Source organism: Streptomyces fructofermentans (assembly GCF_014651055.1).
GTDB classification, from domain to species: Bacteria; Actinomycetota; Actinomycetes; order Streptomycetales; family Streptomycetaceae; genus Streptomyces; species Streptomyces fructofermentans.
The window spans coordinates 99,897-126,679 of record NZ_BMWD01000010.1 but is presented as its reverse complement, the minus strand read 5'-3'; the positions used below and the strand labels follow the sequence as shown (position 1 = coordinate 126,679).

General features: G+C 73.0%; 22 protein-coding genes and 1 pseudogene. 14 read left to right on the top strand and 9 right to left on the bottom strand.

Annotated features, from left to right (window positions below):
• The first annotated feature begins 381 nt into the window (after positions 1 to 381).
• Positions 382 to 1,050 (top strand): lipoprotein, encoded by a 669-nt coding sequence (locus IE265_RS16455; protein ID WP_229916223.1) that lies wholly within the window; start codon positions 382 to 384, stop codon positions 1,048 to 1,050.
• A 143-nt stretch (positions 1,051 to 1,193) separates the two neighbouring features.
• On the opposite strand, the gene IE265_RS16450 is transcribed toward IE265_RS16455, so the two are convergent.
• Together IE265_RS16450 and IE265_RS16445 are read right to left on the bottom strand one after the other, a co-directional pair.
• Entirely contained in the window at positions 1,194 to 2,531 is a 1,338-nt protein-coding gene (locus tag IE265_RS16450) for an MFS transporter (RefSeq protein ID WP_229916222.1), read from the bottom strand.
• Complete coding sequence (locus tag IE265_RS16445; RefSeq protein WP_190036315.1) at positions 2,528 to 3,193, bottom strand: ArsR/SmtB family transcription factor; 666 nt, start codon at positions 3,191 to 3,193, stop codon at positions 2,528 to 2,530. Before IE265_RS16445 ends, IE265_RS16450 begins: the two co-directional genes overlap by 4 nt.
• Before the next feature lie 238 nt (positions 3,194 to 3,431).
• On the opposite strand from IE265_RS16445, the gene IE265_RS16440 reads away from it, so the two are divergent.
• Positions 3,432 to 4,550 (top strand): AI-2E family transporter, encoded by a 1,119-nt coding sequence (locus tag IE265_RS16440; RefSeq protein WP_190036314.1) that lies wholly within the window; start codon positions 3,432 to 3,434, stop codon positions 4,548 to 4,550.
• 99 nt (positions 4,551 to 4,649) lie between these two features.
• Here the strand turns inward: IE265_RS16440 and IE265_RS16435 are convergent, their stop codons facing one another.
• The gene (locus IE265_RS16435) at positions 4,650 to 5,897 is read right to left on the bottom strand and encodes a serine hydrolase domain-containing protein (RefSeq protein WP_229916221.1); all 1,248 of its coding nucleotides are present in this window, start codon (positions 5,895 to 5,897) and stop codon (positions 4,650 to 4,652) included.
• 100 nt (positions 5,898 to 5,997) lie between these two features.
• Positions 5,998 to 7,674 carry an FAD-dependent monooxygenase gene (locus IE265_RS16430; protein WP_190036313.1) on the bottom strand — a complete coding sequence of 559 codons (1,677 nt, stop codon included), beginning with the start codon at positions 7,672 to 7,674 and terminating at the stop codon, positions 5,998 to 6,000.
• Positions 7,675 to 8,025: 351 nt separating this feature from the next.
• Here IE265_RS16430 and IE265_RS16425 point away from each other — a divergent pair, with 351 nt between their 5' ends.
• The 8 genes from IE265_RS16425 (at position 8,026) to nhaA (ending at position 18,515) form a co-directional block, all read left to right on the top strand.
• Positions 8,026 to 8,199, top strand: coding sequence for a CsbD family protein (locus IE265_RS16425; protein ID WP_190036312.1), 174 nt, complete (start codon positions 8,026 to 8,028; stop codon positions 8,197 to 8,199).
• Positions 8,200 to 8,436: 237 nt separating this feature from the next.
• The gene (locus IE265_RS16420) at positions 8,437 to 9,354 is read left to right on the top strand and encodes a DUF6891 domain-containing protein (RefSeq protein WP_190036311.1); all 918 of its coding nucleotides are present in this window, start codon (positions 8,437 to 8,439) and stop codon (positions 9,352 to 9,354) included.
• 177 nt (positions 9,355 to 9,531) lie between these two features.
• The gene (locus IE265_RS16415) at positions 9,532 to 11,013 is read left to right on the top strand and encodes an FG-GAP repeat domain-containing protein (protein ID WP_190036310.1); all 1,482 of its coding nucleotides are present in this window, start codon (positions 9,532 to 9,534) and stop codon (positions 11,011 to 11,013) included.
• Positions 11,014 to 11,119: 106 nt separating this feature from the next.
• Positions 11,120 to 12,346, top strand: a complete 1,227-nt coding sequence (locus tag IE265_RS16410; protein WP_190036309.1) for a cytochrome P450 — start codon at positions 11,120 to 11,122, stop codon at positions 12,344 to 12,346.
• A gap of 337 nt (positions 12,347 to 12,683) precedes the next feature.
• Positions 12,684 to 13,721, top strand: a complete 1,038-nt coding sequence (locus IE265_RS16405; protein WP_190036308.1) for a threo-3-hydroxy-L-aspartate ammonia-lyase — start codon at positions 12,684 to 12,686, stop codon at positions 13,719 to 13,721.
• A 314-nt stretch (positions 13,722 to 14,035) separates the two neighbouring features.
• On the top strand, positions 14,036 to 15,688 hold the full coding sequence (locus tag IE265_RS16400; RefSeq protein WP_190036307.1) for a serine/threonine-protein kinase: 1,653 nt from the start codon (positions 14,036 to 14,038) through the stop codon (positions 15,686 to 15,688).
• Positions 15,685 to 16,461, top strand: coding sequence for a hypothetical protein (locus tag IE265_RS16395; protein ID WP_190036306.1), 777 nt, complete (start codon positions 15,685 to 15,687; stop codon positions 16,459 to 16,461). The genes IE265_RS16400 and IE265_RS16395 overlap by 4 nt, the downstream gene beginning before the upstream one ends.
• 206 nt (positions 16,462 to 16,667) lie before the next feature.
• Positions 16,668 to 18,515: a Na+/H+ antiporter NhaA gene (nhaA, locus tag IE265_RS16390; RefSeq protein WP_190036424.1), complete on the top strand. Its 1,848-nt coding sequence runs from the start codon at positions 16,668 to 16,670 to the stop codon at positions 18,513 to 18,515.
• Between the two features lie 27 nt (positions 18,516 to 18,542).
• Here the strand turns inward: nhaA and IE265_RS16385 are convergent, their stop codons facing one another.
• Positions 18,543 to 19,157, bottom strand: coding sequence for a hypothetical protein (locus tag IE265_RS16385; RefSeq protein WP_190036305.1), 615 nt, complete (start codon positions 19,155 to 19,157; stop codon positions 18,543 to 18,545).
• 262 nt (positions 19,158 to 19,419) lie between these two features.
• On the opposite strand from IE265_RS16385, the gene IE265_RS16380 reads away from it, so the two are divergent.
• Positions 19,420 to 20,424 (top strand): DUF817 domain-containing protein, encoded by a 1,005-nt coding sequence (locus tag IE265_RS16380; protein ID WP_190036304.1) that lies wholly within the window; start codon positions 19,420 to 19,422, stop codon positions 20,422 to 20,424.
• Here the strand turns inward: IE265_RS16380 and IE265_RS16375 are convergent.
• Positions 20,339 to 20,812 (bottom strand): DUF5990 family protein, encoded by a 474-nt coding sequence (locus IE265_RS16375; protein ID WP_229916220.1) that lies wholly within the window; start codon positions 20,810 to 20,812, stop codon positions 20,339 to 20,341. The two genes, IE265_RS16380 and IE265_RS16375, sit on opposite strands and share 86 nt — an antisense overlap.
• Before the next feature lie 372 nt (positions 20,813 to 21,184).
• Here IE265_RS16375 and IE265_RS16370 point away from each other — a divergent pair, with 372 nt between their 5' ends.
• A complete protein-coding gene (locus IE265_RS16370) occupies positions 21,185 to 21,952 on the top strand; it encodes a hypothetical protein (protein ID WP_229916219.1) in 768 nt (255 codons plus the stop codon).
• A 39-nt stretch (positions 21,953 to 21,991) separates the two neighbouring features.
• On the opposite strand, the gene IE265_RS16365 is transcribed toward IE265_RS16370, so the two are convergent.
• Entirely contained in the window at positions 21,992 to 22,477 is a 486-nt protein-coding gene (locus tag IE265_RS16365) for an SRPBCC family protein (RefSeq protein WP_190036303.1), read from the bottom strand.
• Between the two features lie 352 nt (positions 22,478 to 22,829).
• Here IE265_RS16365 and IE265_RS16360 point away from each other — a divergent pair, with 352 nt between their 5' ends.
• Entirely contained in the window at positions 22,830 to 23,954 is a 1,125-nt protein-coding gene (locus tag IE265_RS16360) for a PP2C family protein-serine/threonine phosphatase (RefSeq protein ID WP_190036302.1), read from the top strand.
• Positions 23,955 to 24,116: 162 nt separating this feature from the next.
• On the opposite strand, the gene IE265_RS16355 is transcribed toward IE265_RS16360, so the two are convergent.
• Positions 24,117 to 25,442, bottom strand: coding sequence for a lanthionine synthetase LanC family protein (locus IE265_RS16355; protein WP_229916218.1), 1,326 nt, complete (start codon positions 25,440 to 25,442; stop codon positions 24,117 to 24,119).
• A 116-nt stretch (positions 25,443 to 25,558) separates the two neighbouring features.
• On the opposite strand from IE265_RS16355, the gene IE265_RS16350 reads away from it, so the two are divergent.
• A complete protein-coding gene (locus tag IE265_RS16350) occupies positions 25,559 to 26,068 on the top strand; it encodes a hypothetical protein (protein WP_190036301.1) in 510 nt (169 codons plus the stop codon).
• Between the two features lie 37 nt (positions 26,069 to 26,105).
• Here IE265_RS16350 and IE265_RS16345 read toward each other — a convergent pair.
• Positions 26,106 to 26,670, bottom strand: a pseudogene (locus tag IE265_RS16345) (transposase).
• Between the last annotated feature and the right edge of the window lie 113 nt (positions 26,671 to 26,783).

The following is a 26,783-nucleotide window of genomic DNA, read 5'->3' as shown; positions in this document are numbered from 1 at the left end:
CCCGACGGCAGCCCCGCCGTCCCCGGACGGACACGAACCCGTCCATGACGCCGCCCCTCCCCGGCACCACCCGCGAAGTCCGCCTCACCCGGGTGCCTCACGGGCTGCCCGGTCCGGAGCACTTCTCGGTGGTCGGGGCCCCGTTGCCCGAACGGGAGCCGGGGAATGCCCTCGCGAGGAACCGGCAACTCCCTCGTCTTGCCGGGGTTCGCGATCGACGGCACCGAGCGTGCCCCGCGGGCCACGCACGCTGTACGGGGATGCGGCCGCGAGGCTGCCGGAGGCGATGCGTAGGGTGTGGGCCGGCGGGCCGCCGGAAGGCGCGGGTGCCCCTGCGGGCCGCCGTCAGCACACCGACATTCAGCAGGTGGAGAGCCGATCGTGCGCAGTGTCATACGAGGTCTGGTGCGGGGCGCGGGCCTCGGAGTGGTTCCGGCGGCACTGCTGCTGACAGCCGTGACGGGCTGCTCCGGCGAGCCTGCCCAGGACAGGCCGGCGGACTCCGCCGCGCCCTCGCGGAAGCAGGACCCCGCGGGCTCCGCCTCCGAGAAGGCCGTGGCCAAGGGCGGTTCGCTGGGCGGCCCGGGCTCTCCCTGCCCCCTGCCGGTCGCGTTCGACCTCGCCGCCGGGTGGAAGGCGGAGCCGGTCGCCTCGGGTGAGGACGAACTCGGACTGCTGGAACAGGGCACCGTGACACTGGTCTGCGAGGTCGACGCCAAGCCGGCCGGCCACATCGGCTTCCTGCGGGTGTGGAAGGGCGGCGAGAAGGGCGAGGACGCCCGCACGGCGCTCAAGGCGTTCGTCGAGGACGAGGCCGACAAGCGCGGTGACGAGAAGTACAGCGACCTCACGCTGGACGGACTCGCCGCCGCCGAGGTCAGCTACGTCAACACCAGTGAACTGGTGGACGAACCGAAGAGGGAGCGGGCCCTCGCGGTCGCGACGCCGAAGGGGGTCGTGGTGCTCCACCTGGGCGGCCTGGACACGGAGGAGCACGAGGACATGCTCCCCGCGTATCTGCTGGCGAGGAAGAGCCTGAAGAGCGGGTGACCGTCGCGCCGGGTCCGCTGGTCGGCCCCGGCGGGCGACGCTCCTGTGCCTCCGGATGCGCCCGCTTCCGGCCAGGGGAACGTACTGACGCGTGACGGTGAGCGGGGGCGGAGGCCGGACGGTCCGTCCCGCTCCCGTACACGTCAGGTCGTCGCGTTCGCACCGCCCCGTGCGGCGCCCTCCTCGGGGCGCGGCTTCAGGGCGCCCTGTCCGCGCGTGCGGTCCATCTCGCGCCATTCCGGCCGCAGTCCCGCCAGATTGGTGGTGAGGAAGTACGCGGCGCCGCAGGTGATCAGGACCGGTACGAGTCCGACAGCGGTCACCGCGGCACCGGCGAGCAGACCGCCGAACGGGATCCCGGCCCAGGCCATCGAGTCGCCGAGGGCGTTGACCCGGCCGAGCATCCCGCGGGGCACCCGCTCCACGAGTACGGCTCCCAGCACGGGGTTGACGAAGCCGGCACCGAACCCGCTGACCGCGAAGACGGCCAGCGTCACCCCCAACGGGGCGTCGGCGGCGAGGATCAGGAACCTCGGTGCCCCGAGCAGCAGGAACCCGGCGAGAACCACCGGCCGCCGCCGCAGCCGGTGCGCGACCGCTGCCGCGATCAGGCTGCCGGCGACCGCCGCGGCCCCCATCACACTGCCCAACAGGCCGATCGCGGTCGCCCCGTTGCCGGACTCCCTCGCCCAGACGGGCAGGAGGACCGCGTTGAGCGCCGCGTCCAGCAGGTTGGTGACGGCGACCATGGAGATGACGGTGAGCAGCAGCGGCTCGCCGCGCAGGAAGGTGAAGCCCTCGCCGAACCGCCGCCAGTAGCCCGGTTCGGTCTCCCCGGTGGGCGGGGCGCCTTCCTCGACCGCGCGTCCCATGCCGCGGGGAAGCGCGAGTCCGACGATCGCCGAACCCAGGCCGAAACAGCCCGCGTTGACGGCGAGTCCGGTCAGGGGGCCGAGCAGCGCCACGAGGGATCCGCCGATCGCCAGGCCCACGGTGGAGGCGAGCCGCTCGATGACGCCGGACAGTCCCGTGGCCCGCTCCAGCGGTACCCGGCCGCGAACCGCCGCCTCCGGGACCATCACTTCCTTGGCGAGGTCGCCCGGTCCCCGGGCCGCGCCGATCAGCGCGACCAGAACCAGCAGAAGCGGAAAGGAGAGCAGGTCCAGGGTGTGGAGCAGCGGAACCGCGGCGGCCGCGGTCGCGCTCGCCACATCGGCGGTCCACGAGACGGTCCGCGGGCCGCTGCGGTCCACCAGCGGTCCCGCCAGGGCCTTGACCAGTACGTAGGGGGTCAGCTCGCAGAAGGCGACCAGGCCGGTCCGGGTCGCGCTGCCCGTGGTGACGAGGACGAACCAGGGCAGCGCCACCATGGAGATCCGTGTGCCGGTCAGCGACACGGCCATGGCCGCCAGCACCCCGCCCAGCGGCCGTAAGGACCTCTTCCCGGGTATGTCGCCCGCCGCTGAGGTGCCGTCGGTCACGGTGTCGGCCCTTCTTCCTCGTCCCGGGCGTCGGACGGGAGTGACCACGCGGCAGGCGCGTCCGGTTCCGGCAGGATCTGCGTGATCACGACGACCCGTTCGGCCTCGTCCGCGGCACCTGGACCCTGCTCCGGAGCGTCTCGCCGATAGCGGGCGACCACTTCCGCCAACTCCCTTTGCAGGGACGCGGCTTCCTCGGGCGTGATCCGCAGGGCCCAGTCGCTCATGTCGAAGGTCTCCCGCCATGCGCGGGGCATCGTCCGAAGACCGTCCAGGGTCTGCCGCGTGCGCAAGGTGTGGATCGCGGCGACGGACCGGAGGTAGGCGAGTGTCGCCTCGGGCTCCCGCTCGGCCAGCTCCGGGTCGTTGAACCAGGTGCTCCGATGCACCGAACGCCACCAGCGCTCACGGGCGTTGCCGCGCCCGGTGTCCTCCTCGACGAAACCGGCGGCGCCGAGCTGCCTGAGGTGATAGCTGGCCGTACCGGAGTTCACTCCCAGCCGCTCCGCGAGGCGGGTGGCCGTCGACGGGCCGTACTTCCGCAGGAGTCCGACCAACTGCACACGCACCGGATGCGCCAGGGCACGCAGGCCCTTCGCGTCCAGGACGACCGAGTCCTCCACGACGTTCGAGCCGCCCTGCTCCTCCAGGTCACCAGTCATGCGCCACACGGTAGTCCGCGAAGGCTTCTTCGCAAAGAGTTCTTCGCGAAGAACTCTTTGCGGTTCAACCCGCTTGCCAGGTGCGCCACGAACCGGCGGGGCTTCGGCCGTCCCCGGGCCGCGACCGGTGGGACTTCACGCGTCCGGGGGGCCCGGCGTCACGGCCGGAGGCGCCGCGGGCGGGTCCGTCAACAGAGGTGATGGCGAAGGGCCGTCGCGGTGGCCATAGGGTGATCGCATGTCTGCCTCGTTGAGTTCCGCCAGAACCCGCGCCGCACTCCGCGCATCGGCGCGCGTGTCCGCCGAGTTGCTGCTGATCCTGGTGATGACCGCGGTGGTCCTCTGGCTGCTGGGCCGGATGTGGTCGGTCGTCTGGCCGCTCATAGTGGCGCTGTTCATCACGACCCTCACCTGGCCCCTGGCCCGGTTCCTGCGTCGGCACGGATGGCGTCCGGCGCTCGCGGCCTCGGTCGTGACCGTGCTGTTCCTCGTGCTGGCGGCGGCCGTCGTGGCGCTGATCGCGGTCCCGGTGGCCTCCCAGTCGGGCGAGTTGACGGACGGCGTGGTGGACGGCATACGGGAGTTGCGGGACTGGGCGGCCGGTCCACCGCTGAACATCGGCGAGGACCAGGTCTCGGGCGCCTTCGAGGACGCGGTCGACCGCGTCCAGAAGAGTGCCGGCAGTGTCGTCACCGCCGTCGTGTCCGGGGTGAGCACCGTGGTGAACGGCGTCATCACCGCGGTACTGGCGCTCTTCCTGATGTTCTTCTTCCTCAAGGACGGTCCGCGCTTCCTGCCCTGGCTGGCCCGGCAGCTCCCCGGCCGTCTCGCCACCGACGTCCCGACCGTGGCCGCGCGCAGCTGGGACACCCTGGGCTCGTTCGTACGGTCGCAGGCGGTCGTGGGTCTGCTCGACGCCGTACTGATCGGCCTCGGCCTGTGGTTTCTGGACGTGCCGCTCGTGCTGCCGCTCGCGGTACTGACCTTCGTCTCCGCCTTCGTGCCGATCGTGGGCGCCCTGTTCGCAGGTTTCGTCGCCGTGCTCATCGCGCTGGTGTCCAACGGCCTGACGGACGCGCTGATCGTCCTGGCGATCATCGTCGTGGTGCAGCAACTGGAGGGCAACGTCTTCCAGCCCATCATCCAGAGCCGTGGACTCGGGCTCCACGCGGGGGTGATCCTGCTGGCCGTGACACTGGGCGGCAGCCTCGCCGGCATCGTGGGGAGCCTGCTGGCCGTGCCGGTCGCCGCGTTCGTGGCCGTGGTCTGGAACTACCTGCGCGAGCAGCTCGCGGACCCGGCCCCGCCGGAGGCGGACACCGACGGCCCGCAGGCCGGTGCCGCGGCCTCGTCCTGAACGAGGCCGCAGTCACCGGAGCGCAGAACTCGACGCCCCGCGCCCTGTGAGGGGCGTCCAGTGCTCCGGGAGGAACCGCAGCGGGCCTCGGGCAGACTCTCAGGAGGACGGGGACGGCGGAGGGTTCTGCACGGGCAGGTCGAACACGTGGTCCGGGCTGACGATCCGCGTGATGGCCCGGCCGAAGATCGTGCTCGGTTCCATCCCGTCGTGGAGGTTGTCGGTGTTGAGGAGGACGACCATCGTCGCCCGCGCCTCGGGAAGGTAGACCGTCAGCGACTCGTAGCCGGGCAGGGAGCCGTTGTGGCCGATCCAGCCCTGCACGTTGAAGATTCCCAGGCCGTAGCCCGTGCCGGGAATGTCGCTCGGACCGGTCTTCAGCCGCTCCGCCTGCGTCTCCGGGGACAGCAGCGCTCCGGTCGCGACCACCCGCGCCCAGGTGCGCATGTCGCGCAGGTCGGAGATCATCGCTCCGGCCGCCCAGGCCCAGGAGGGGTTCCAGTCGGTGGAGTTCTCCGTCCTCCCGGACGCGGTCTGGTTCGTGTAGCCCTGGGCGTGCGGGCTGGGGAACTCGCTCCCGGTCGGGAACAGCGTGTGCGGCAGCCCGGCCGGCTCGACGACGTTGTCCTGGATGTACTGGTCGAGCGGCTCGCCGCTGATCTGCTCGACCACCATGCCCAGCAGGATCAGGTTGGTGTTGCTGTAGTCGAACTCCGCACCGGGCTTGAAGACCACCGGGTGCTTGAAGGAGAAGTCGAGCAGCTCCCGCGGGGTGAATGGCCGGTCGGGGTCGGACGTGAAGGCCCTGAAGAATGCCGAGTCCTGCGTGTAGTTGAACAACCCGCTGCGCATTCCCGCCAGTTGGCGCAAGGTGATGCTGTCCCCGTTGGGTACGCCGTCGACGTACTCCCCGATCGGATCGTCGAGTGCCGCCTTCCCCTCGTCGACGAGTTCGAGCAGGGCGGTGACGGTGAACGTCTTGGTCTCGCTCCCGATCCTCATGTAGAGGCCCGGATCCATCGGGGTGTCGTTCGACGTGTCGGCGAATCCGAAGGAGCGGACGTAGTTCCCCTTGCCCGGGGCGGACACGCTCACGATGACGCCGGGTACGTCGGCCTCGCGCAGGACACGCTGGATCGCGGCGTCCAGTTCGGCGCGGACGGCGGGGGTCAGCTCGGCGAACTCCGGGTCCGCGGGGCTCGGACTGTCCGTTGCCGCGGTCTTCGGCTCCGGCACGGTCACCGCCGAGGCCGTGCCCGCGGTCGTCGAGACGGTCAGCGCCGCCGCGGCCGCCAGACCGGCGCACACCCTGGTCCAACGGTGCCGACGCTGCTGCGAGTACCTCACGGCAGTCCTCCTGCCAGACGAGGACAACGGTCACTTCAGGCTATGCCCGCGCCCTGGGCGACGCATGGCGAGCGCCGCGGGGCCCGGCCCGGACACCGCGTCAGGTCCTGGCGGCCCCCGGCCCCCGGTGGCGGAGGACCCCCGCCAGGCATTCGCCGAGCGCCTCCGCGGTCGGTGGTCTCAGCACGGCGCCCAGGTAGCCGTCGGGCCGGACGAGGAACGCCGTCGGCGCCTCGGCCCGGTAGCCGCGCGCGAACTCGCCCCGGGTGTCGTAGTAGACGGCGGCCAACCCGCCGGCCTCGCCCACCTCGCCCGGCTTGGCGAGGACTGCGCACGTCTCCACCCGCCCCTCGGACAACCCGTGGGCCGCGAGCGCGAGTTCTTCGAAGCCTTCGTCCTCGACGCCCGTTCCGTACATCAGCAGAACATGTCCGCGGTCGCGCAGCAGGTCGTACAGCCGCAGGGGCCAGGCCGCGACCGGACCGGTGAGGCCGCCGCAGTCGGGCGCCCGGTCGCCGGGCTGCGGTCCGTCCCCGCCCGCGGTGGACCCGCCGACGATCGGGCTGCCGCGGTAGCCGACGAGGAGTTGGGCCTCACGCATCATCAGCGTCTCCGGGTCGGCGGGGTCGGCCTGGACGCCCTCGGCCGCGTGGCGCACGGTGCGCCCGACGACCTCCTCCCCCACCGGGCGTCGCTCGGCGTCGTAACTGGCGAGCAGCCCCGGGCCGGCGGCGCCCTCGACCGCGAGAGCGAGCTTCCAGGCCAGGTTGTAGGCGTCCTGGATGCCGGTGTTCATGCCCTGTGCACCCGTCGGCGGGTGGATGTGCGCGGCGTCGCCGGCCACGAACACGCGGCCCTCGCCGTACCTGTCCACGATCCGGTGGCTGATGCGGAACACCGAGGACCAGCGCAGCGCTGACGCCGTGACGGGCTGCGGTGAGAGGCGGTCCAGCACGGTCTGGATGTCGGCGAGCGAAGGGCCCCGGCCGCCCTCGAGCCCATGGGCCACACCGTCCCCCGCCTGGCCGGCACCCTGTCCGGCCGTGGACATCCGGGGCGGAACCATCATCGACATCCGGTAGCGGCCCCGGCCCGGCAGCGGGATGCACACGAGGACGTCGTCGACGGCACCCTCCGCGTCGCGGTGCATGGAGCGCACGCCGTAGCCGTGCGGCAGGTCCCAGTCGACCTCCACGTCGCCCAGCATGTACTCCTCGGGGAAGGCGCCGCCCTCGAAGGCCAGGCCGAGCCCTTTGCGCACCACGCTGTGCGCGCCGTCGCAGCCCACGAGGTACCGGCACCGCACCTCCTCCTCGCGGGGCCCGGGCCCGGACGACGCGACGACGCGCGCCGTCACCCCGTCCTCGTCCTGGCCGAACCCGACGAGTTCCGTCTCCCGCTCGATCCGGGTCCCGAAGCGCGCGAGGTACTCCTCCAGGATGCGTTCCGTCTCGTACTGGGGCAGTGCCGCGAACCTGTACGGCACCTCGTCGGGCAGTTCGAGGTCCACCCGCGGCTGTTCCGCCCCGTCGACGTAGAGCAGCTGGCCGCGCATCGGCACCGCCGCGTCCAGGACGGTGCGGATCAGGCCCATCCGGTCCCAGATCTCCAGGGTGCGCGGCTGGATGCCCACCGCCTTCGCGTACGGGAGCCTGGCGGGCAGGCGATCGATCACCCGCACGGTGAGTCCGTGCCGCCGCAGCTGTCCGGCCGCGGTGAGCCCGACCGGTCCGGCTCCCACGACCAGCACGTCCGTGGTGTTCGCGCTGAGCGGCACTGGCTTCCTCCTGCCGTGAAGCCCCCGGAATCGCCCCCGCCGCGCCCCGCCGTCCCTCCATGGTCTGCCGGGGTCGGCACGGCCGCACCTCGTCGCCCAGGACTGCGGCGTCCTTCGGCCCCACGGGGCCGGGGCACGGCGGTGCGGGCTCGGCGGGCCGATCCAAGGGCAGGCTCGGCTCGGATCAGGTCCGCTCGGATCAGGTCCAGTCGGATCAGGTCCAGTCGAATCAGGTCCGCTCGAATCAGGTCCACTCGGCCCGGCTCGGATCGGCCGGGAGGTTTGGATCTCCCGCGCAGGATCACTCGAAACTGCGGAACAGATGTCACTCGTAGCTTGGAGTGAGTAGTTGTGGCTGGAGACAAGAAGGCCAAGGCCAAGATGGAACAGGCCAAGGGCAAGGCCAAGGAGACGGTCGGCCGTGCCGTCGGCAACGAGCGGATGACCGCCGAGGGCCGGGCCGAGCAGTCGAAGGGCGACGCGCGCCAGGCCAAGGAGAAGGCGAAGGACGCGTTCCGCCACTGACGGTGAGGCGACGAGGGTGGGCCGCCCCGGGTGGGCGGCCCACCCTCGTCGCCGCGCGCTCCTGGCCGCTGCCGGCGTCTCGCGAGTGCCGCGGCGGACCCGGCTGCCGCGTGTGACGGCCGGTCGCCACCGGTGTCGGCGCGGCCCGCGCGGTCCCGGGCGCTCGGGCGGCAGCGCCCCGCCGGGCCCCGGACGCCCGAGGACGTCGTTGTCAGTGGCGTGTGCCAGAGTCTGCGCATGCTCGAGATCGTGGTGAAGACGGAGAACTGGGAGCGGCACGTCCGTGTGTCCGACGAGGAACTGGCGGCCCTGGTGCACCGCATCGGTGACGACGGCGACCGCTTCCTGGTGGTCCAGCGGATACCCGACCTGCCCGACGTCTTCGCGCAGGTCTGGCACGAGGCCGGCGGCGACTACACGCTGGAGCACCGGGACGGCGCCCAGGACCGGCACTTCGAGACACGGTGCGACAGCCCGGCGGAGGCCGCCGGGGCCCTGACCGGCTGGGCGCGCGGGGAGGCCGGCTGGGACGCGGCCCTGACCTGGTCCCCGCTGGACATGGGGCCCCCGCGGGACGTGCCGCCGCTCGAACTCGACGAGGGCGAGCGCGAGGAGTTGGAGAGGCACGTCCGGGAGGTGCTGGCCGGCGGCTACGTCTCCCGCTCCCAACTGGCCGAGACCGCCGAGGAGTACCTGGTCACGCAGGACCGCAGGCCTGTCTCGCGCGCGCAGGCGGAGGCTCTCGCCGACCGGTTGTGGCTGGAGCGGGTGGCGGAACAGGCCCGCTGGGAGGGCGAGACCGACCCGGAGCGGCTCACGCGGGCGTTCACCGCCCTGGGGGAGGCGGGGATCACCGCCCGCGAGAACTTCGCGTGCTGCCGCGCCTGCGGTGGGTCCGAGATCCAGGACGAAGCCGCACCCGGGGACCGGGGCTTCGTCTACTTCCACTCCCAGTGCACGGATTCCGCCGCGGCCGGTCAGGGCCTGATGCTTCTCTTCGGCGGCTTCGACGGCTCGTCGACGACGACCGCCGCGATCGGCCGCGAAGTCGTCGCCGCGCTCGACGCGGTCGGTCTTCCCTCGGTCTGGGACCACGACCCGACCCGGGCCGTCACCGTCACCCCGCTGGACTGGCGCCGGCGCCTGGTCGGCTGACGGCTCCCCCGGGACCGCCGGGCCGCCGGGCCGCCCGGACACGACGGCTGTCCGTTCACGGATCGTCGCGTCGTGCACGTACGGGCTCCGACGGGGTCGACGCGGTGCACGGACCCGTACGGGCTTCGGGACCGCCCGGGCCTGTGCGGCCGGGCCCCGTCGCCGCATACTGCTGCGATGCACCCGCGTCCGCGTCTCCTCGTCCTCGGCTGTGCCCTCGTCCTCACGATCGGCCCCGCCGGCTGCACGGGCGGGGGCGACGGGGGCGGCGACAGCGCGGCACGGAAGATACCCGTGAAGTGCGTCGTGCCGCCGGAGGCCACCGAGGCCGAGACCGCGACTCCGGACCACGCCCCGGACGCGAGGGGGCGGGTACGCGGCGACACCGACGGCGACGGCGTCGAGGATCTCGTCGTGGACGGCTGGTACCGGCCCGTCGACGGGGGCGGCTGGCGGCGGAACCTGGCCGTGCTCCCGGGTTCGCGGAAAGGGAGGGTCGAACCCTCGGACGGCGTGTCCCTGACCCGCGAGGGCGTCGACATCGTGCAGGAGAGTCCCGGGAGTCCCCGGCTGGGAGCCGGCGGGGTACTGGCCACCGGGGACGTCGACGGCGACACGTACCCGGACGCCGTGATCCACGGGTTGGAGGACGGGAAGCGGGGCGACCGGATCGTCCAGTACCTCGCCCGTGGCGGCGAGGACGGCGTCCAAGGAGTCACCGCGCTGTCCCGGTCGCTACCGGTCTTCGACCTGGGAGGAATCACCGATCTGCGCGGCGACGGGAGCCCGGACGTGCTCGCCCTGCGTACGCCGAAGGACCAGTGGGACCAGTCGGGGGCCGCGCGCTGCGACACGCTGTTCGTGCTGCGCGGGCCGTTCGGCCGGGACGGGAACCCGGTCGGTGTGACGGCGGTGGACATGTCCCTCGGCGGGACGGTGACCACCAGGCACGTCCTGTGGGGCGACTTCACGGGTGACGGACTCACGGACCTGCTGGCCGAGTCGGTCGTCGGCGATCCCGACCCGTCGGACGAGGCCGACGAGCCGCCGGTGTCCGACCACGTGGAGCTGTACGTCGGCACGGCGCGGGGCTTCGCACACGCCGGCTCGCCGCCCGGGGTCGAGCCGTGGAGCGACTTGCTGGACGGCCACCCCCTCTCACTGGGCGACTTCGACGGGGACGGCGCCGACGACGTGCTCCAGGACAGGGGGCTCCATTTCGGTGGCACGGGCTTCCTGTCGGGTGACGGCCGGGCCGGGCGGGGGCCGGCTCCGGCGGCCGCGGCGGTGGGCGACGTGAACGGGGACGGCCGCGACGACCTCGTCGAGGCGCGGTACGGACGCCGGCACCCCCAAGGTTCCGTGGCCGTCCACCTGGGCGGCGACCAGGGCGTCGAGGAGACGCCGCGGAGCACGTTCGACCGACGTGTCCTCTCGCTGCCCGGCGGACCCTCGCACGAGGCGGACAGCGACTACCTCGGCTGGGACGTGGCCCTCGCCGACCTGGACGCCGACGGCCGGGACGAGCTGATCGTGGGGTACATCGGCTACAACCGGCCGCGCGAGACGAACGGCTACTGGGTCTTCCCCGGGACACCGGAGGGCTCCTCGGCCGAAGGCCGGTACTTCCTCCCCACGCACGCGCTCGGCACGGGGTGAGCCGGCGGGGCAACGCGGCTGATTCGGCCAGGAGTTGCCTGTGTCGGCCGGGCGGTGATCCGTAGCCTCGTCGGTGACCGACGCCGACCAGCAGGAGGAGTTCTCCGTGTCCGCAGCCCGACAGGCCCCCGACATCCTCTCCGCGGAGTTCGCGGCGGACCCGTACCCGGCCTACCGCGTACTGCGGGAGGAGGAGCCCCTGTTCTGGCACGAGGCCATGCGGAGCTACGTCGTGTCCCGGTACGAGGACGTCGAGCGCGTCTTCAAGGACAGGCGGGCCGAGTTCACGACCGACAACTACTCCTGGCAGCTCGAGCCCGTCCACGGCAGGACCATCCTCCAACTGGACGGCCGCGAGCACGCGGTACGGCGTGCCCTCGTGGCACCGGCGTTCCGGGGCGCCGACCTCCAGGAGAAGTTCCTGCCCGTCATCGAGCGCAACTCGCGCGAACTCGTCGACGCCTTCCGCGGCAAGGGCTCGGCGGACATCGTCGGCGACTACGCGACCCGGTTCCCGGTGAACGTCATCGCCGACATGCTGGGCCTCGACAGGGCGGACCGCTCCCGTTTCCACGGCTGGTACACCACGGTCATCGCCTTCCTCGGCAACCTCACGGGCGACCCGGAGGTGACCGCGGCCGGTGAACGCACGCGGGTGGAGTTCGCCGAGTACATGATCCCGGTCATCCGCGAGCGCCGGGCCGACCCGGGTGACGACCTCCTGTCCGTGCTGTGCGCCGCGGAGGTGGACGGCGTGCGGATGAGCGACGAGGACATCAAGGCGTTCTGCAGTCTGCTGCTGGCGGCCGGGGGCGAGACCACCGACAAGGCCATCGCGAGCATCCTGGCCAACCTCCTCGCCCACCCGGACCAGTTGGCGGCGGTCCGGGAGGACCGCGCCCTCATCGCCGCGGCGTTCGCCGAGACACTGCGGTACACCCCGCCGGTGCACATGATCATGCGCCAGTCGGCCACCGAGGTGGAGTTCTCCGGCGGTGTCGTCCCCGCGGGCGCCACGGTGACGTGCCTGATCGGCGCCGCCAACCGGGACACCCGGCGGTACCGCGACCCGGACCGCTTCGACATCTTCCGCGACGACCTGTCGACGACGTCCGCGTTCTCGGCCGCCGCCGACCATCTGGCCTTCGCGCTCGGCCGGCACTTCTGCGTGGGGGCGCTGCTGGCCAAGGCGGAGGTGGAGACGGGCCTGAACCACCTGCTCGACGCCCTGCCGGACCTGCGGCTCGCCGACGGTTTCGATCCGGTCGAGCGGGGCGTGTTCACCCGCGGTCCGCAGTCGCTGCCGGTGCGCTTCACGCCGACGCCCGCCTGACCGGGAGCGCCGTGCGGTGCACCGGTGCTCCCGGACGGCGGCCCAGCGCGCGAACCGGGGACCGCCGTCCGGGACGCCGATCCGGGACCCCGGTCCAGGACTCCGGTCCAGGACTCCGACCCCGCCCCCGACCCCGGCCTCGATCTCGGCCCCGCCACGGAGACCGCCGGCCGCCCGCGTCATCGGAACCCCACCGGTCTGGAAGGAGCGGGCCGCCGGATGACATGGTGATCACCATGACGCCTCGTACCACCAGGACGGCCCCCGCGGCCCGCGCCCACTCACCCCTACTCGCCGGGCGCGGCGGCCTGCGACAGCACACCGACGGAGCACAGCGATGACGGCGCCCGGCCAGGTCCCCTCCCCCGTGGTCACCCTGGACGACGTCCGCTCCGCGGCGGCGGGCCTGACCGGTGTCGCCCACCGCACTCCGGTCCTGCGCTCGCGGACCCTGGACGCACGCGTGGGAGCCGAGGTGTTCCTCAAGTGCGAGAACTTCCAGCGCGTCGGCGCCTTCAAGTTCCGCGGCGCGTACAACGCGGTCGCCCGGCTGACTCCCGCGCAGCGGGCGGCGGGTGTCGTCGCCTACTCGTCGGGCAACCACGCCCAGGCCGTCGCACTGGCGGCGCGGGAACTCGGCACGACCGCCGTCATCGTGATGCCCGAGGACGCCCCGCGCTCGAAACGGGACGCCACCCTCGGCTACGGGGCCGAGATCGTCACGTACGACCGCTACGCGGGCGACCCGGTGCCCCTGACCGAGGCGCTGGCGGTCGAGCGCGGGCTGGCGTTCATCCCGCCCTTCGACCACGCGGACGTCATCGCGGGCCAGGGCACCGTCGCCCTCGAACTCCTGGAGGAAGTCGGCCCGCTGGACGCTCTCGTCGTGCCCGTCGGCGGCGGCGGGCTCATCGCGGGCTGCGCCACGGCCGCGAAGGCCCTCCACCCGGATGTCCGGGTCGTCGGCGTCGAGCCGGAGGCCGGCGACGACACCAAGCGGTCCCTGGAGGCCGGGCGGCTCGTCACCGTGCCGGTGCCGCGCACCGTGGCGGACGGGCAGGCGACGCCCAGCCCCGGCGAGTTGACCTTCTCCGTGATCCGGCGGCTCGTCGACCAGGTGGTCCTCGTCTCGGACGACGAGATCCGTGACGCGATGAGGTTCGCCTTCGAACACCTCAAGATCGTCACGGAGCCCAGCGGTGCCACTGCGCTGGCAGCCCTGCTGAACGGCCGCGTGGGCGACCTGCCGGCCCGCGTCGGGGCGGTCGTGTCCGGCGGCAACGTGGACGCGGCGCGCTTCGCCGAACTCTGCGGCGCCGTCGGGGCGCAGCCCGCCTCGGCCGCGCGGAGGGAACGGCGTACCGAAGGGGTGTGACACGCCCCACGGACGGAGTGTGGTCCCGCGCACGGACCGGGTGTGGTCCCGCGCACGGACCGGGTGTGGTCCCGCGCACGGGCCCGCACCGGTCCTCCGTACGGTACTTCGGACCGTTCCCCCTCGCGGCCAGGGAGAACGGCCGGAAGGCGCGGCGACGGAACGTGTGAATCCGCCCATCCGTGGCCCATCCGCAACCACCGGCCCGGTATCACCGCAACCGACGTGGCCGAAAATGTGTCTCACATCGCGTGGCCCGAGCACTCCGAGTACCGGAAGAGTGCCGGGACCACGACAGCCCCGAGGGGACACGGATGAGCACATGGGCAGTTCCCGGATACACCGAGTCGCTCGAACTCGGATCCGGGGCGAGTGGGCGGGTCGTACTGGCCGTGCACGAGGACACCGGCATCGCGGTCGCGGTGAAGTACCTCAGTGAGTCGCTGCACACCCGCCCCGGCTTCGTGCACGACTTCCGCGCCGAGGCTCGCCTGCTCGGCGGCCTGGACAGCCCGTACGTCACCGGGCTCTACGAGTACGTCGAGAGCCCCGACGGCGCCGCCATCGTGATGGAGCTGGTGGAGGGCGTCTCGCTCCGGTCGCTGCTCAGCGGGAGCGAACCGCTCGACGCCGAGGCCGCGCTCGTCCTGCTCAAGGGCTCGCTGCTCGGGCTGGCGGACGCGCACCGGATCGGCGTGGTCCACCGCGACTACAAGCCGGACAACGTCCTGGTGATGCCCGACGGCGCGTCCAAGCTGGTCGACTTCGGCATCGCCGTGACCAGCGGCGACAGCGCCGGAGTGGCCGGAACCCCCTCCTACATGGCCCCTGAGCAGTGGACCGGCGCACCCGCCTCCCCGGCGGGCGACGTGTACGCCGCCACCGCCACCTTCTTCGAGTGCCTGACGGGTCGCAAGCCGTACGCGGGCGAGAACATCGCCGAACTCGCCCTGCGGCACATCGACGCGCCCGTGCCCTGCGACGAGGTGCCCGAGGCGGTGCGGCCCCTGGTCCGCCGCGGCCTGGCCAAGTCGCCCGCGGAACGGCCGTCGCACGCCGAGGCGTTCGTCGCGGAGCTGGAGGCGGCGGCCGTGGCGGGCTACGGACCCGACTGGGAGGAGCGCGGCCGTGCCCGCCTCGCCGCGCTCGTGGCCCTGCTGGCGCTGCTCCTCCCCTCCGCCCGTACCCGAGCCGAGTCCACCACGGACACCGCACGCACCGTGCTGCGGCAGAGCCCCGCCGGGGGTGCCGGAAGGGGCCGCGGGTGGCGGCCCACCCTCCCCGGCGCGCTCGTGTCCGCCGGGGCGGCGCTCCTCGCGGTCCTCCTCGCCTACGGCACGCCGGGGGGCGGGAGCCCCGACACCGAGCAGGCCGGGAAGGCGCTCGCCACGACGAGCGCGCAGCCCGGGGTCGAGTCGGGCCCCACCGCGTCGCCCTCGGACGGGCCCTCCGCCTCCCCGACCGGCAGCGCGTCGGACGACGCGTCTGCCTCGGCGTCCGCCGGCGCCGACCCCTCCGACAGCGGCGGCCCGTCGGCCGAGGCCCCGGACCCGGACGAGGAGGACCCGCCGCCGGGCGGGGCCACACCGACGACCACGCCGCCCACCGAGTCACCGACCGGGCCCACGGGACCCGTTGCCCCGGCGGTGAAGGACATCGCGGTGTCCGGTTTCCGGCAGACGGGCCCCTCGACGGGCACGGCCACGATCACCGTGACCACGGACGGCACCGGGCCGATCTCGGTCACCTTCGCCTGGTTCACGGGTGACACGGGCGGGCAGCTCGGCGCTCCGGACGGCGGGTCCCAGACCTTCGAACGCAGCGGCGCCACGCAGTACACGCTCACGGCCGACCACACCTTCGCGGGCAAGGGCTGCTACTGGGGCGTCCAAGCCACCAGCGCCCCCGCGTCCGCCGACGGCGGCGCGTCGCAGCAACTCCTCACGAGACAGTGCACGATCGGATGACCGCCACCAACGACCGGGCTCCCGGACCGGGCGGCGAGACACCGCCCCAGGACTCGGCCCGCGACAGCGAGTACAGCGCCACCGTGCTGGGCAGCCACTGGTTCCAGCGGCCCGAGCCGGACACCGTACGGGCCGAGGAGCAGCCCGAACGGGACACGGTACGGGCCGAGGAGCGGACCGTCCCGGAACGGACGCTTCCGGACGGACCCGCCCCGGACCCGACGCTCCTCGCGCCCGGCGCACCCCGCGCACCGGAGACGCCGCCTGATCGTGTCGAGGGCACCGTCCTGCGTTTCGGCCCCGGTGTGACCGCCTCCCTCGCGCACCGCTCGCACACCACGCTGCCCGCCGTCGGCGCACCGGCACCTGCCCGGCGCCGCGGCCTCCGCCGGCACGCCCTGCCGCTGGTGGTGCTGATCGCGGTCATCGCGTTCCTCGCCTGGCACCGCTCCGGGAGCGCCGTCACCGTCGAAGCCGTGACGGTCACGTCCCGCGAGGCGTCGCTCGGCTGCGAGGGCACCGCGGACATCGTCGGTGTGATCACCACGAACGGCCGGGCGGGAACGGTGTCGTACCGCTGGGTGCGCAGCGACGGCACCACCTCGGCGGTCCTGCGCGAGGTGCTGCCTTCGGGCCGGAAGCAGGCACGGGTGCACCTGCTGTGGACCTTCGAGGGCGAGGGGAACTACCGGGCCAGGGCCGAGCTGCGCATCGTCTCCCCCGCCGGTCCCGCCGGTCCCGCCGCCACGCGGTTCACGTACGACTGCTCCTGACGCGCGGCACGGCGGCGCGTTCGGGGAGGCGGCGCGTTCGAGGCAGCACGGCGGGAGGCGGTCGCCGCCGCACGCGGGCGCCGGGGCGAAAGGCGGGCAGCCCCGGAGTCGCCGACGCGTGCGCGGGCGAGCCCGGCGTGCCCGGGCCGGGCGGTCCCACTGGTGATAATCGAGCGGTGATCGCAAGCAGCCCCGAGAGCGGCCCGATGTCCTCGATGAGCCGCGCCAGACGCTGGCAGAGCTTCGTGCGGACCGAGACCGGCAGTGCGGCCCTGCTGCTCGCCGCGGTCGCGGCCGCCCTCATCTGGGCCAACGTCGCGCCCCACGCGTACGAGGCGGTGTGGCGGACGCATCTCTACATCGGCCTCGGCTCGCACGAGCTCTCCCTCGACCTCCACGAATGGATCAACGCGGGCCTGATGAGCCTGTTCTTCTTCCTCGTGGGCCTGGAGGCGCGCCGCGAGTTCGACATGGGCGAGCTCCGCGACCGGCGCTGGGTGGTGCTGAGCGGTATCGCCGGCCTGGCCAGCATGGTCGTCCCGGCCCTGATCTACGTCGCCTTCAACGCCGGGCACCCCTCCGTGCACGGCTGGGGTGTGGCGATGTCCACGGACACCGCCTTCGCGCTGGGCATCCTCGTGCTGTTCGGCTCCAGACTGCCGGCGTCGCTGCGGGCGTTCATGCTGTCCATCTCCGTCGTCGACGACCTGGTCGCGCTGCTCGTCATCGCCCTGTTCTACAGCGACGACATCCATGTGCCGGCGCTCCTGGTGGCCCTCGCCGCGCTGGGCATGATCGTCGGCCTGCGCCTGCTGGGGGTCCGGCGCGCCCTGTACTGCGCCGTACTGTCGGTGGTGGTGTGGGTGGCACTGCACGAGGCGGGAGTGGACCCCGTCGTCACGGGTCTCGCCGTGGGCGCGCTGGTGATCGCCTACCCCGCGAGCCGGGGAGACCTCGAACGGGCCAGCGGCCTGTTCCGTCTGTTCCGCGAGCAGCCGACGGCGGAGCTGCAGCGCGAGGCGGCCCAGGGCCTCGCCGCGGCCATCTCGCCCAACGACCGCCTGGAGCAGTTGTTCCTGCCATGGGTGAGCCTGGTCATCGTGCCGCTGTTCGCGCTGGCCAACGCGGGCATCCCGCTCAGCGCGGAGAAGCTCGGCGACGCGTTCACCTCCCCCATCACCCTGGGCATCCTGTGCGGGTTCGTCGTCGGCAAGGTGATCGGCGTGGTGGGTTCCATGGCCGCCGCCCGATGGCTCACCAAGGGGCGGCTCAGGCCGAACGTGGGCTGGGGCGCCGTGACGGCGGGCGGCGCGATCGCCGGCGCCGCGTTCACGGTGTCGCTGCTGATCGCGTCGCTGGCGTTCGAGGGCGCGGAGCTGGAGCAGGCGCGGATCGGCATCCTGTCGACGCTGGTGGGAGCCTTCGTCCTCAGCTGGGGTGTGTCCGGGCTGATCTCCCTGCTGCCCCCGGAGCGCAGGGCCCGCGCGCTGCTGGGCGACAGCGAGCCGCTGACCGATCTGGCCGTCGCCGTCGATCCGCGCCACGACCGGGTGCGGGGGCCGGAGCACGCGGTCGTCACCCTGGTCGAGTACGGCGACTTCGAGTGCCCCTACTGCGGCCAGGCGGAGACCGCGGTACGCGACCTGCTGGGCCACGAGGCGGACGTGCGGTACGTCTGGCGCCACCTTCCGCTCACCGACGTCCACCCGCGGGCGCAGCTCGCAGCGGAGGCTGCCGAGGCGGCCGCCGAACAGGACATGTTCTGGCCGATGCACGACCTGCTGATGGACCGTCAGCCCGCGCTGACCCCCCGCGACCTGCTGCGGTACGCGGACGAACTCGGCCTCGACATGGCGCGGTTCCGCAAGGACCTGGAGCGGCACCGGGGTGCCCGCCGGATCGCCGAGGACGTCGACTCCGCGGACCTGAGCGGCGTCTCCGGCACGCCGACGTTCTTCGTCAACGGGCGGCGGCACCACGGCGCCTACGACATCAAGTCCCTGTCCGCGGCCGTGGACCAGGCCCGCCAGCGGGCCATGGCCACGCGCGCCTGATCCGCGGCGCGTGGCCGTCGGGCCGCGTCACCAGTCGCTGAGGGCGCCGCCTCTGAGGTCCTTGAGCTCCACTCCGGGGGCGAAGCGGGCCAGCGCCGCGGTGAGCTTGTCCGCGTCGAGCCTCCAGCCGCTCACGGCGCGGCTCGTGTGCGCGTAGTGGCCCGGGACGTGACGGGCCGTGGCCATCACCGCGGCCGAGTTGGCGAAGCCCATCGGTGTGGCCGCGCTGGGCATCGGAGGCAGTTCGGGACGGCGCTTGATCCCCAGGTACGGTTGCTTGACCCGCAGCATGAAGTCGCCGGGCACCTTCATTCCGCCGGGCCGGATCACCTGCTCCCACCGGACCAGGGCCTCGATGTCGCTCCACGGCACGAAGAGCAGGGTCGACCCGTACCGGAACAGCGCGTGGCCGCCCAGCGTGACGCCCTCGCCGTCGACGCGCAGCGCGGTCCTGCGGCTGAACGACACCGCGCACAGGACCACGGCGCACGCACCGAAGAACACCGCGCACGCGACGCGCGTCAGCGAGGACAGGCCGAGGTGGACCATCAGCGCGGTCGCGGCCCCCGAGAAGAGCACCAGGAGCGCGGACTTGAAGGTCCAGCCGTATCGGACCACGTAGGCCTCTTTGTCATCGGTCACGCGCAGATCATGTCCGACGCCGGCGCCTCGAACAAGGGATATGCAGAAAGCGCGTTCGCCCTTCGGGTCCTTGGGCCCGGCCGGGCTGCCGGGGCGGTTCCCGCGCGCTGTTCCGTGGCGCTGTGCCGTCATGGCTGCCGTCACGGTCTGCCGCAGTGCCGTGCTGCCGTGCTGCCGTGCTGCCGTGCTGCCGTGCTGCCGTCCGGGGTGCCGTGGACGCTCGGGGTGCAACCATCGGTGCCGGTCGGCCGTCTGCTCGGGCATGACCATCCAGTCGATCACTCACGGCTGCGCACAGTTCTGGCGTTTCGGGTACGACCAGATGCGGGCCGTCTCCTTCGCCGTGGCCCTCGTCGGCGGCATCGGAGCCTCGCGGCTGCTCCCCGCCGACCTGCCGGTGGCACGCTACGACCTGGTCCTGCTGTTCGGCGTGGCCCTGACCGTGCTGGCGCGCAAGGTCGGCTGGGACGGGCCTCGGGACACCGCCGTGATCCTCGGCTGCCATGTCGTGGGACTGCTCTTCGAGCTGGTCAAGGTGCGGATGGGCTCGTGGAGCTATCCCGAGGAGGCCCTGTCCAAGATCGGGGGTGTCCCGCTGTACGGCGGATTCCTCTACAGCGCCGTCGGCAGCTACTGCTGCCGCGCCTGGAGGATCATGGACCTGTCGCTGTCCCGCTACCGCCCCCGGACAATGGCCGTCCTCGCGGCCGCCGTGTACCTGAACTTCTTCACGCACCACTGGCTGCCGGACGTCCGCCTGCTGCTCGCGGTGCTACTGCTCGCGGCGACGGCCGGCACGTGGGCGCACTTCACGGTGGGCCGCTCCCGCTACCGGCTCCCGCTGGCCCTGGCGTTCACGCTCATCGGCTTCTTCCTCTGGGTCGCGGAGAACGCGGCCACGTACGTCGGCGCCTGGAGCTATCCCCACCAGCTCCACGGCTGGCAGCCGGTCCCGCTGGACAAGTTCGGCGCCTGGGCCCTGCTGATCAGTGTCACCTTCGTACTGGTCGCCCGCACCCGGGACACATCGCACGGCGGCGGAGGGGGCGCGGCCCGGAGCGAGGACGGCCCGGACCGGAGCCGGGGCACGTCGGACCGCGGCGGGCATCGACCGGCCGCCTTGCCCACACGGCGCCGACGCGTGCTGGGACGGGGTCCCGCCGAGGAACGCCGGGGGCGCGTCAGCCTCGTCGGGCCTCTTCGGCGGTCCAGCGGATCCGCGGCGGCACGACCCGCGCGCACAACGGCCCGCCGGACTCGTCCGTGAGACCGAGCCGTCCGACCAGGAGGCCGTCCCTGGCCGCCGCTTCGAGCACCTCCGCCGGCACCTCGTCGAGCATGAGCTTGGCCCGGCGGAACATCGTGAACACGCCCGCCCCGTCGACCGTGCCCCACGACAGGAAGACGAACCGGCGGCCCAGCCGGTCCTGGACGTAGGGGCCCGCGATGTCGACCCCGTCCGCCGAGACGACCGCGGTGCACTCCAGCGTCCACGTGGCGGACTCGGCGTCCCCGGGCTGCGGTTCGAGGAGTTCGCCAGGCCGGCCCCTGCGCTGCACGGCGACGTGGATGTTGTCGTACGAGGTGGCGTTGCCGCCGTCGGGTGCCGGGCGGGTCCGCCCCGGCAGGTCGACGGCGTCGATACGGATCTGCATGCCCGACATCATCCGCCCTCGCACGGCCCCCACCCGCACACGGCCCCCGCGGACACCCGCACCCCGGCCGGCTCGGCCGCCACCGCAGACGCCGCGGACCCGCCGCTGCCCGGTCCCCGGTCCCAGGGTGTGCGGGCAGTCCCGCCCTTCTGCCGGCGAGCACCCCTGGCCGCTCGACTCCGACCGGTGTCGGAGCGACCTGCTCATGACGTCCCTCCACGACCACCACCAGCGCCCGCCCACACTCATCAGGGGAGGGGCAGCCACGCTCCGCTCCCGTGATGGGATGGCCACCCGGCCGGGCGGCGGCGTCGGGCAGGTGCGTCGGAAGAGGACTCGTACACCGGGGCGGACCCGGTTCGGGATGTGGAGATGGTGGACATGACGCACGGGGACGGCGGCCCGCCGGCGGACTCCGGGGCCCGGACACTGCGGACGCGCTCCCTGGACCGGGAGTCCGCCCGGGCCGAGCGGCTGCTGGCGACCGGCGGGTGGCTTCCCGCCCCGGCGGACGCGGAGGCCGCGACGCGCGTACTGGCCCGCCTCACCGCGCCGCTGCCCGTCAGGCGGACCGCCAGCGAGCGGACGCGTACGGCGGACCGGGACCGGCGGCTCCAACGCGTCCTGCGGTCGGCCGTCCACCACCTCGACGCGGGTGCAGTCGGCGCGCCCACGGCCGCACTGCTTGCCGCCGTCGCCCGCGCCCTGCTGCCCTGGCATGCCGCTCCCAACCCGCCGGCCGCCGCGGCTGCGCCGCGCTACGACACCCCGCCGAAGCCGAATGGGGCAGCGCACGCGCCCGGCCGGCCTCCGACGGACGCGGGTGAGGCCCTGCTCCCCCGCCTGAGCTCGCTGTTCGCCTCCCTGGCCGAGGCGGCCCCGGCCGGGGCCGCCTCGGCCGCGCCACCGGTCGAGCCCTGGAGCGTCCGGTACGCCGGCCGGTTCCGGCACTACGGCCGGCCCGCCCCGCAGGTGTGGACGGCCCGCACCTTCCACTGCCCGGGATGTGCCGGAGCCGACGGGCCGTGGACCGTCACGTGCGACTGGCGCCTGGTCACCCTGGTCTGCGTGTGCGGATCGGTGAGCGACGACCACGGCCTCGCGTTCTCCGAGGTCTGGCTGCTGCTGCCGGACGGGTGAGCGGACCGGGTGCCGACCTGTCCGGCACGCCTCGGCGGGTCACGCCCCGCCGTCGGCCGGATCGGCGTCCGCGACGGCCGGCTCGGGGCGGTCGCGTCCGCTCTCGCACCGCTCGGCCAGGCGGCCGAGCATGGCCCGATGCCTGAGCTGGACGAGTGCCTCCACCCCCACGTTGTGGAGGAGTCCTCCCACGCCCCGCAGCGGATGCTCGTCGATGATCACCAGGGTGTCGTCGCCCCAGGGGCGCAGTTCGATGGCGATCCGCGCGGTGCCGAGGGCGCCGGCGTCGGCCTCCAGTTCCAGTTCGCGTTCCTCGGCACAGGCGCGTACGACCGTACGGTTCGTGCGGTCGAAGCAGCCGACGCGTACGCGGTAGCCGATGGCGGAGTCCACCTCCGGCCGGCGCCCGCGCACTGGGTGCGAGGCGGCGGCCCCGACGACCCAGTCGGCGTACCGGGTGCCGTCGGCCAGCGCGGCCCACACCTCGCGGGGGCTTCTCCTGATCAGGCGGCGGCGCACGGCCATGTCTGCCTCCTCGACTCGCACGGGGCTCCGACGGGCCGAACCTCTCCGTCCGGACCTCCGCTGTGCGACCGGCCGTCGTCGTCGGGCCCGGGGCGCTCGCCGCGTGTCCGGAACGACGTCGAAGGATCGCTCCACCGGCTCGACGGGCCAGGTCGCCCTGCCCGCGGCCTCCTCCCGTCCGAGCACGTTCCGGACGCGGGCGACACCGCTGCGGGACGCGTCCGGGAGCCGTCCTTCCAAGGGGGGCCGGCGATCACGAGGGGCTAGCGTGCCAACCCGCAGCGCCGGGTCGGCTCGGGCGCGGGCACAGGGGACACGGGCGCCGGGGCGCGATGCGGTGTATCCAGGACATATGGCTCCGCTGCGACTCCCCGAGGACCAACGTCCGTACGGGGAGCCTCGCAGCCTCATGCTGCTGGCGTCGATCGCGCTGATCGCCGTGGTCACCCTGGTCGACATCATGGCGCCGCCCGAAGTCCACCTCGGGCCGTTCCTGGTCGCCGCGCCGGCCGTCACGGCCTCGTTCGCCGGGCCCAGGACCACCGCCCGCGTCGGCGCGCTCGCCGTCCTGGCCCAAGTCGTGGTGGCCACCGTGCGTACGACGCTCGTCGATCTGAACCACATGATCCAGTTCATCACCCTGATCCTGATGTCCGCGTTCGCGACCCTCTTCGCCCACTGGCGGGAGCGGCACGAACTGAAGCTGACCCGGCTGCGCTCCGTCGCGAAGACCGCCCAGGAAGTGGTGCTCAAACCGCTCCCCCACAGGATCGGCCCGCTGCGCATCGCCTGCGTGTACCTGGCCGCGGAGACCGAGGCGCAGATCGGCGGGGACCTCTACGCGGCGGCGCGCACCTCGCACGGCACCCGGATCGTCATCGGCGACGTCCGCGGCAAGGGCCTCGAAGCGGTCGGCGACGCCGCACTCCTGCTCGGCGCCTTCAGGGGCGCCGCCCACCGGCAGGCCGACCTCCCCTCGCTGGTCGCCTTCCTGGAGGGAGCCGTGTCCTCCGACCTGGACGACCCCGCCGCCCCCGAGCGAGGCGACGAGGACCCCTGCGAGTCCTTCATCACGGCCGCCGTGCTCGACGTCCCGGACACCGAGCCGGCCCTCCACCTGATCAACTGCGGGCATCCCCCGCCGCTGCTCGTGCGCGACGGCCGGGTCGTACCGCTCGACGTGCGGAACCCGGCACCGCCGCTGGGTCTGACCGAGTTCGTGACGACCGGCCCGTCCGCGCAGACGTTCGCGTTCGAACCCGGGGACATCGCCCTGCTGTACACGGACGGTGTCATCGAGGCCCGTGACCGGGACGGCGTGTTCTTCCCGCTCGCGGAACGCGTGGCCCGGTTGCCGGACGAGGGCCCCGACGCCCTGCTGGCCCGGCTGTGCGACGACCTGGTGCGCCACGCGGGCGGCTCGCTCGGCGACGACGCGGCGATGGTGGCGATCGAGAGGATGCCCGGGCCGTCCTGAGCCGCACCCGATCGGCTCGACCCTCCCCGCCCGGGCGTCGACGGGCCCACTCGGCGTCCCTCACCCCCGGGTCATCGACCCGCGCCGCCCAGCAACTCCACCGCCGGGTCCGGGCCCCGGACCCGGTCCGCCGCCTCGCGCGTCACCACCCGCTGCCCGCCGTCACCTCCCCGAGAGACGCAGGCGCGCAGGTACCGCCCACCACTGGTCGGGGCGGTCCACCACGGGAGCGTCCGGGCCCGTCTCCAGGAAGCGGCCCAGGCGCAGGAGGAAGGCCGCGATGCCCGCCGCGCCCTGCATCCAGCCCGTGCCCGGCGGCAGCAGCGGCGGATCCTTGCGGTGCTCCAGGAACCGCCAGCGGGCTCCCGAAGCGTCCTGGACCGCCCGCTCCACGAGCGCGTCACCCATCCTGCGGGCGGCCGACACAAGGGCCGAGGCCTCGGCCGGCTCCTCGCAGTCCTGTGCCGCGTCCAGCAGTACGTCGCCCACGCCCGCCGTTCCGCAGCACCGGCCGTCGTTGTCCCAGAACCCGGGGCGGAGGCGGTCCGGAACCCCCGACGTCACGATCGACGTGAGGCAGCGGCGCCGCAACTCGCCGACGCCGATGCCCGACACCTCCGCCACCCCCGCGTGGGCCAGCGCCGCGAACAGGTGCGAGGTCCCGGCCGGGCCGTGGCACCAGGTGTACGTCACCGGTTCCACCTCCCGCGTCGAAGGCGGGATCGTGTGCGGAACGACGAAGCCGTCGTTCGCCAGTGAGCCCACGGACAGGACGTGCCGCGCTCCCCGCACCGCGGCCTCGACGAAGTCCTCGCGGTGAAAGGCCGCACCCGCCACAGCCAGCGCCGAGGCCACGCCCGCGGTGCCGTGCGAGTAGTTGGGCGCCCTCCACTCCGTACCGGCCGCGATCCCCCAGTCGAGGCCCGCCTCCGTGCGGTCGGCGACGCGCAGCAGGGCCTCGCAGCCCGTCACGGCGATCGGTTCCGCGAAACCGCCGCCCGCCCAGACCGCGGTCAGCACCACGCCCGCGGCGCCCATGACGATGTCGTTCAGCGGGGCGTCGGCGTCCGGCTCGAACCCGATGGTGGACCTCCACCCCTCGGGGGTCGCCAGGTCCGCCACTCGCGCCAACGCCACGGACTCCGTGCCCGGTTCGAGCAGTCGCAGAGCCATCGCGTCGCCCGCGAGGCCGTCGTAGAGGGACGCCTCCGTCCCGGCCGGGGCCCGGCTCGACAGCCGGGACACGATCCCGGCCGCCAACTCGCGCTCCCTCGGGCTCGGTTCCCGGTACCGCGCGATCTCCGCCAGCACCGGGGCGAGGCCGCCGACGCCTGCGTACAGCGTGTCCCGGTCCTTCGCCGGGACCGGGGCCAGGTCGTCCGGCGACACCGTCTCGGGCAGCCAGGGCCCGTCGTCCTCACGCACCTGGTCGAGCACCCACGACCAGGCGTCCTCGCCCAGCCTCCGATACGTCTCACTCGTCGTCACCCGCTCACGCTACAGGTCACAAGTCGGGGTGCTTTCCCGCCCGCCCGGCACCTCCAGTCTTGTCCCGGCTCGCGGAAGGAGCGAGGATTCGACCCACTCCGAGGGGGGAGCGGACCATGCGTATCCGTCATGCCGTGCTGGTCGGCGCCAGTGTCCTGACCGCGGCCGTACTGTCCGGTTGCACGGTCCCGGTGGGGGGAAGCACCGGGATCTCGGTCACCGAGGACGGGCGGCCGGTCGGCGTAGTGGCCGTCTGCGACGACCGGATCGACGGCGCGACGCTGTACGTCGACAGCAAGAAGAAGCGTGACGACACCCGCGGCACGTGGAGCCGCAAGCGGCCGGTCACCGGACTCGCCATGTGGACGCTCGACTCCCCGGGCAAGGGGTGGAGCACGGACGAGGCGATGGCACCTCTCGAACCGCACCGGACCTACCACTTGTACGGGTGGACCCGCGACAACTCCTCGTCGACGGCCCATGTGTCCTTCACCCGGAGCCAATTGGACAACCTCCGCCCCGGGCAGGTGCGTTACTTCGCCGGCGAGGTGGCAGGGGCGGACCGGGAGGGTTTCAGGACCGTTCCCCTGGAGGACTTCCGGTCCGAGGCGTGCGAGGAGGACTAGCCTTCTGAGTCTGAAATTCGGTTCATTAGACCGTGTCCTACATGGTCAGTTTGAGGAGCCGTTTGCAGCAGCAGAGAGCGGCTGCCAGCACGAGAAGGGCCAGGTAGTTGCCTGGCTTTCGTTCGTAGCGGTGGTTGAGTCTGCGGTAGCCGGTCAGCCAGGACATGGTGCGTTCGATGACCCACCGGCGGCGGCCGAGTCGTTCGCTGGACTCGATGCCCTTGCGGGCGATCCGGACGCCGATGTGCTTGCCCCATAACCATCGCCGCAGGTGGGGCACGTCGTACGCTTTGTCGGCGTGGAGACATTGGGGCTTGGACTCGGTCGCGTGGGATTCGTGTCCCATGTGGAAATGGGACAGCATCACGGGACCAGATGGCGAAGCGACGATGCACGGTCGACTTCGACGCTCCGAAACACGGCGGCAGAGCCCGCCAGGCACAGCTGCTGACCAGTACATAGATGATCGCGGCGAAGACCGCCTCATCATCGATGTTCGCGACCCCACCCCCCTGCGGACGCACCCGCGCCGCCGGCAGCAACGGCCTCGCGATCTCCCACAAGCCGTCCGGAACGATCCATCCCCACCGTCCACTCCCCATGCCCAGCACAACTGCCAACTGCCAACTGACCATGTAGGAAACGGTCTTAGTGCCGGTGGGTGTCGGTTAACTCCATGCCATCAGGTCAACGCGGGGCCTGAGTGGAATTGGAT